At 67.9% G+C, this 4,758-nt stretch carries 4 protein-coding genes; 3 read left to right on the top strand and 1 reads right to left on the bottom strand.

What is annotated here, in order from left to right; genetic code table 11:
* Positions 1-140: 140 nt before the first annotated feature.
* Positions 141-1,355, bottom strand: coding sequence for an NADP-dependent malic enzyme (locus tag ACFW9D_RS11035; protein WP_188336912.1), 1,215 nt, complete (start codon positions 1,353-1,355; stop codon positions 141-143).
* Positions 1,356-1,910: 555 nt separating this feature from the next.
* Here ACFW9D_RS11035 and ACFW9D_RS11030 point away from each other — a divergent pair.
* From ACFW9D_RS11030 to ACFW9D_RS11020, 3 genes are read left to right on the top strand one after another with little or no spacing between them, the layout of a single operon-like run.
* Complete coding sequence (locus ACFW9D_RS11030) at positions 1,911-2,876, top strand: ABC transporter substrate-binding protein (RefSeq protein WP_188336913.1); 966 nt, start codon at positions 1,911-1,913, stop codon at positions 2,874-2,876.
* Between the two features lie 41 nt (positions 2,877-2,917).
* Positions 2,918-3,868, top strand: coding sequence for an amino acid ABC transporter permease (locus ACFW9D_RS11025; protein ID WP_384620290.1), 951 nt, complete (start codon positions 2,918-2,920; stop codon positions 3,866-3,868).
* Between the two features lie 8 nt (positions 3,869-3,876).
* A complete protein-coding gene (locus ACFW9D_RS11020) occupies positions 3,877-4,638 on the top strand; it encodes an amino acid ABC transporter ATP-binding protein (RefSeq protein ID WP_317453357.1) in 762 nt (253 codons plus the stop codon).
* The last annotated feature ends 120 nt before the right edge of the window (positions 4,639-4,758 follow it).

Genomic DNA, 4,758 nt, shown 5'->3' with positions numbered 1-4,758 from the left:
CGCGGGCCCTGCCCCGACGGCGCGGGGGGGGGGACCCCCCCCCTCCCGCCCCCCCCGCCTGGTAGCGGGCACCCCCCGGGCTCCGGCCCGGGGGGGGGCGGCCCCTCGACCGAACCACACGAAAAGAACCGCGGGCAGCGTCAGCGCTGGGCGACGCCCTCGGCGCGCGCTGCGGCGGCCACGGCGGCGGTGACGGCCGTGGCCACCCGCTCGTCGAACGGCGACGGGATCACGTAACCGGCGGCGAGCTCGTCACCCACGACGTCGGCGATCGCGTCGGCGGCGGCGATCTTCATGCCCTCGGTGATCCGCGTGGCCCGCACCTGGAGGGCGCCCGCGAAGATGCCCGGGAAGGCCAGCACGTTGTTGATCTGGTTCGGGTAGTCCGAACGCCCGGTCGCGACGACGGCCGCGTACTTGTGGGCGATGTCGGGGTGCACCTCGGGGTTCGGGTTGGCCATCGCGAAGACGAAGGCACCCGGCGCCATCGAGGCGACCGCCGGCTCGGGGACCGTACCGCCGGAGACGCCGATGAAGAGGTCGGCGCCCGCGAGGGCGTCCTCCAGCGTGCCGGACAGGCCCGCCTTGTTCGTGATCTCGGCGAGCTCGCGCTTGACCGGGTTGAGGTCCTCGCGGTCGCGGCTCACGATGCCCTTGCGGTCGGTGACGGCGACGTCGCCGAGACCGGCCTCGAGCAGGAACTTGGCGATCGCCACGCCCGCCGCACCGGCGCCGGAGATCACACCGCGCAGCTCGCCGAGCTCGCGCCCGCTGAGCTTCGCCGCGTTCTTCAGCGCGGCGAGGGTGACCACGGCGGTGCCGTGCTGGTCGTCGTGGAAGACCGGGATGTCGAGCCGCTCCTGGAGCTTGCGCTCGATCTCGAAGCACCGCGGAGCCGCGATGTCCTCGAGGTTGACGCCGCCGAAGGACGGGGCGAGGCGCACGACGGTGTCGACGATCTCGTCGACGTCGGTCGTCGAGAGCGCGAGCGGCACGGCGTCCACGCCACCGAACTGCTTGAAGAGAATGGCCTTGCCCTCCATCACCGGGAGGGAGGCCTCGGGACCGATGTCACCGAGTCCCAGGACGGCCGTACCGTCGGTCACGACCGCCACGACGTTCGACTTCCACGTGTAGTCGTGGACGAGCTCCGGCTTCTCCGCGATGGCGCTGCACACCTTCGCGACGCCGGGCGTGTACGCCAGGGACAGGTCGTCCTTGTCGCGGACCGGCACGGTGGCCTGCACGGCCATCTTGCCGCCGCGGTGCAGCGCGAATGCCGGGTCGAAGGGCTCGTCAGTGCCCTCGTTGCCCGTATTGGCGTCGCTGCGAGGATTGACGATCTCCGCTGCCACTTTTCTGACCCCTTAAGTCTTATTGCTTCAGTTGAGGGTGGGTCCGCTCCTGGTGAGGAACGGGCGGGACCGCGTACGACCCGGCCGGTCCGTTTGTGACCGGCCGTGCGGGTGCGTACACGACGGGCGCGCCGCACGCGCGCCCTGTGCCCCGGATGAGGGGTGTAAAGAACCTTCTTACCTGACTGACGGGGCCACGGACGACCCCGTACGTGATCGATCACGCCTCGGTGACATGACTCATAGCCGAATGTCTGGACAATTCAACAAGTCGAACGCGAGGCGGGCGAGGGGTCGCCCGAATGGTGAGACGAAGGGCGATCCACCGGAGAATCTTCGGTTCCGGGGCCGCGGATCGGCAGAAGATCCAGCGCCATGCCCCCTGTAGCGCCCGCCTGTTGCGATCTTGGGCGACCCGTTATCCGATTTTGACATCGCAGACCCCCTGAATCGGGCAGTCCGAATGGCAAGATGCCGTAACCACGCGAGGTCGCGACGCTCGACAACATGTGCGACCACACGGCTTTTTCCCTCACCCTGCCGGAGGAACCAAGCATGACCGCAAGCACCACCCGCCGCACGACCGCGACGTCCGCGAAGTCCCGGATAGCCGCGATCGGCGCGATCGCGGTCGCCGGCACCCTGCTGCTGACCGGCTGCGGCGACCAGACGAAGGACAAGGACGCGGGCTCCGGCACCGCCTCCACCAAGAACGCGCCGCTGGCCGACAAGCTCCCCAAGGAGATCCGCGACAAGGGCGTCATCCGGGTCGGCTCGGACATCGCGTACGCGCCGGTGGAGTTCAAGGACAAGTCGGGCAACGCGATCGGGATCGACCCCGACATCGCCGCGGCCATGGGCAAGCAGCTCGGCGTGAAGTTCGAGTTCGAGAACGGCACCTTCGACACCCTCGTCACGGGCCTTCGCTCGAACCGCTACGACATCGCGATGTCGGCCATGACGGACACCAAGGACCGCCAGGAGGGTGTCGACTCCGACACCGGCAAGAAGGTCGGCGAGGGCGTCGACTTCGTCGACTACTTCAACGCGGGCGTCTCCATCTACACGCCGAAGGGCAAGACCCAGGGCATCAAGACCTGGGACGACCTGTGCGGCAAGAAGATCGTCGTGCAGCGCGGCACGGTCTCCCACGACCTGGCCAAGGCCCAGGCCAAGAAGTGCCCCAAGGGCAAGACGCTGGGCATCCAGGCCTTCGACGACGACCAGCAGGCCCAGACCCGCCTGCGCTCGGGCGGCGCCGACGCCGGCTCCTCCGACTTCCCGGTCGCCGCGTACGCGGTCAAGACCACGGGCGGCGGCAAGGCCTTCGAGATCGTCGGCGACCAGGTCGACGCGGCGCCGTACGGCATCGCCGTCTCCAAGGACCAGACCCAGCTGCGCGACGCCATCAAGGACGCGCTCGACGCGATCATCAAGAGCGGCGAGTACGACAAGATCATCGCCAAGTGGGGCGTCGAGGCGGGCGCCGTCAAGGAAGCCACCGTCAACGGCGGTAAGTGACCACGCACCTCGGTCGTAGAAGTCGTTGAAAGGCAAGATCCGTGTCTGTTGACATCGAGAAGACGGGCGGCGGCCCCGAGGACACGCCGCCGCCCGCGACCGCGCCGGAAGCCATCAGGGCGATTCCGGTGCGGCATTACGGGCGTTACCTGGCCGCGGTGGTCGCGCTCGCGCTGCTGGGGTCGATCATCTATGCCTTCGGGCAGGGCAAGATCCAGTGGAGCACGGTCCCGGAGTACTTCTTCGACGACCGCATCCTGACGGGTGTCGGCAAGACGCTGCTGCTGACGGTCCTGTCGATGCTGATCGGTGTCGTGGGCGGTATCACCCTGGCCGTGATGCGTCTGTCGAAGAACCCGGTGACCAGCTCGATCGCCTGGTTCTACATCTGGTTCTTCCGTGGGACGCCGGTCCTGGTCCAGCTGTTCATCTGGTTCAACCTGGGCCTGGTCTTCGAGTACATCAACCTCGGTCCGATCTACAAGGACTACTGGTCCTCGTTCATGACGCCGCTGCTGACCGCGCTGCTGGGTCTGGGGCTGAACGAGGCCGCGTACATGGCGGAGATCTGCCGTGCGGGTCTGATGTCGGTCGACGAGGGCCAGACGGAGGCCTCGCACGCGCTGGGCATGTCGCACTCGAAGACGCTGCGGCGGATCGTGATCCCGCAGGCGATGCGGGTGATCGTGCCGCCGACGGGCAACGAGTTCATCAACATGCTCAAGACGACGTCGCTGGTCGCGGCGGTGCAGTTCAACGAGCTGTTCCGCTACGCGCAGGACATCGGTCAGCAGTCGGGTTCGCCGGTGGAGATGTACTTCACGGCGGCGGCCTGGTACCTGATCATGACGTCGATCCTGAGTGTGGGGCAGTACTACATCGAGCGGTACTACGCGCGCGGCACGTCCCGTCAGCTGCCCGCGACGCCGTGGCAGAAGGTGAAGGCGAACATGCTGTCGCTGTCGAACCGGTCCAAGGCGGTGGGCGCGTGAGCGGCGACGTGAACGTGATGGTGAAGGCGGAGGGCGTCCACAAGTCCTTCGGCGCGGTGCAGGTCCTGCAGGGCATCGACCTGGAGGTCAAGCAGGGTGAGGTGTTCTGCCTGATCGGCCCGTCCGGGTCGGGCAAGTCCACGTTCCTGCGCTGCATCAACCACCTGGAGAAGATCAACGGCGGCCGTCTGTACGTGGACGGCGAGCTGGTCGGCTACCGCCAGCAGGGCGACAAGCTGTACGAGCTGCGCGACCGGGAGGTGGCGTTGAAGCGGCGGGACATCGGCATGGTGTTCCAGCGGTTCAACCTCTTCCCCCACATGACGGCGCTGGAGAACGTCATGGAGGCGCCGGTCCAGGTCAAGAAGCAGTCGCGGGCGGATGCCCGCAAGCGGGCCGGCGAGCTCCTGGAGCGGGTCGGTCTCGGGGACAAGGCGAAGAACTATCCCTCGCAGCTGTCGGGCGGTCAGCAGCAGCGTGTGGCGATCGCCCGCGCGCTGGCCATGGATCCCAAGCTGATGCTGTTCGACGAGCCGACCTCGGCGCTCGACCCGGAGCTGGTGGGTGACGTCCTCGACGTCATGCGTGACCTCGCCGAATCGGGCATGACGATGATCGTCGTCACCCACGAGATGGGCTTCGCCCGCGAGGTCGGCGACAGTCTCGTCTTCATGGACGGCGGCGTCGTCGTCGAGTCCGGCCACCCCCGCGACGTGCTGACCAACCCCCAGCACGACCGCACCAAGTCCTTCCTGTCCAAGGTCCTCTGACCTCCGACGGAAGCCCCCATCGCCCGTTCGTCCGCGGGCCGGTGGGGGCTGGTCGCGCCCCGCGGCGGAGCCGCTCATAGACACAGCCCCGCGCCCCTATGGAGATGCGCACTTCGTGCG

The sequence above is a fragment of the Streptomyces sp. NPDC059524 genome (genome assembly GCF_042749255.1).
GTDB classification, from domain to species: domain Bacteria; phylum Actinomycetota; class Actinomycetes; order Streptomycetales; family Streptomycetaceae; genus Streptomyces; species Streptomyces xanthii.
Note: the sequence above shows the minus strand (reverse complement) of the source record. Positions and strands in the feature narration are given on the sequence as shown.

Bases quoted from the DNA above. Each gene is read 5' to 3' on its own strand.
- ACFW9D_RS11030 (WP_188336913.1), top strand. From the start codon at position 1,911: ATGACCGCAAGCACCACCCGCCGCACGACCGCGACGTCCGCGAAGTCC.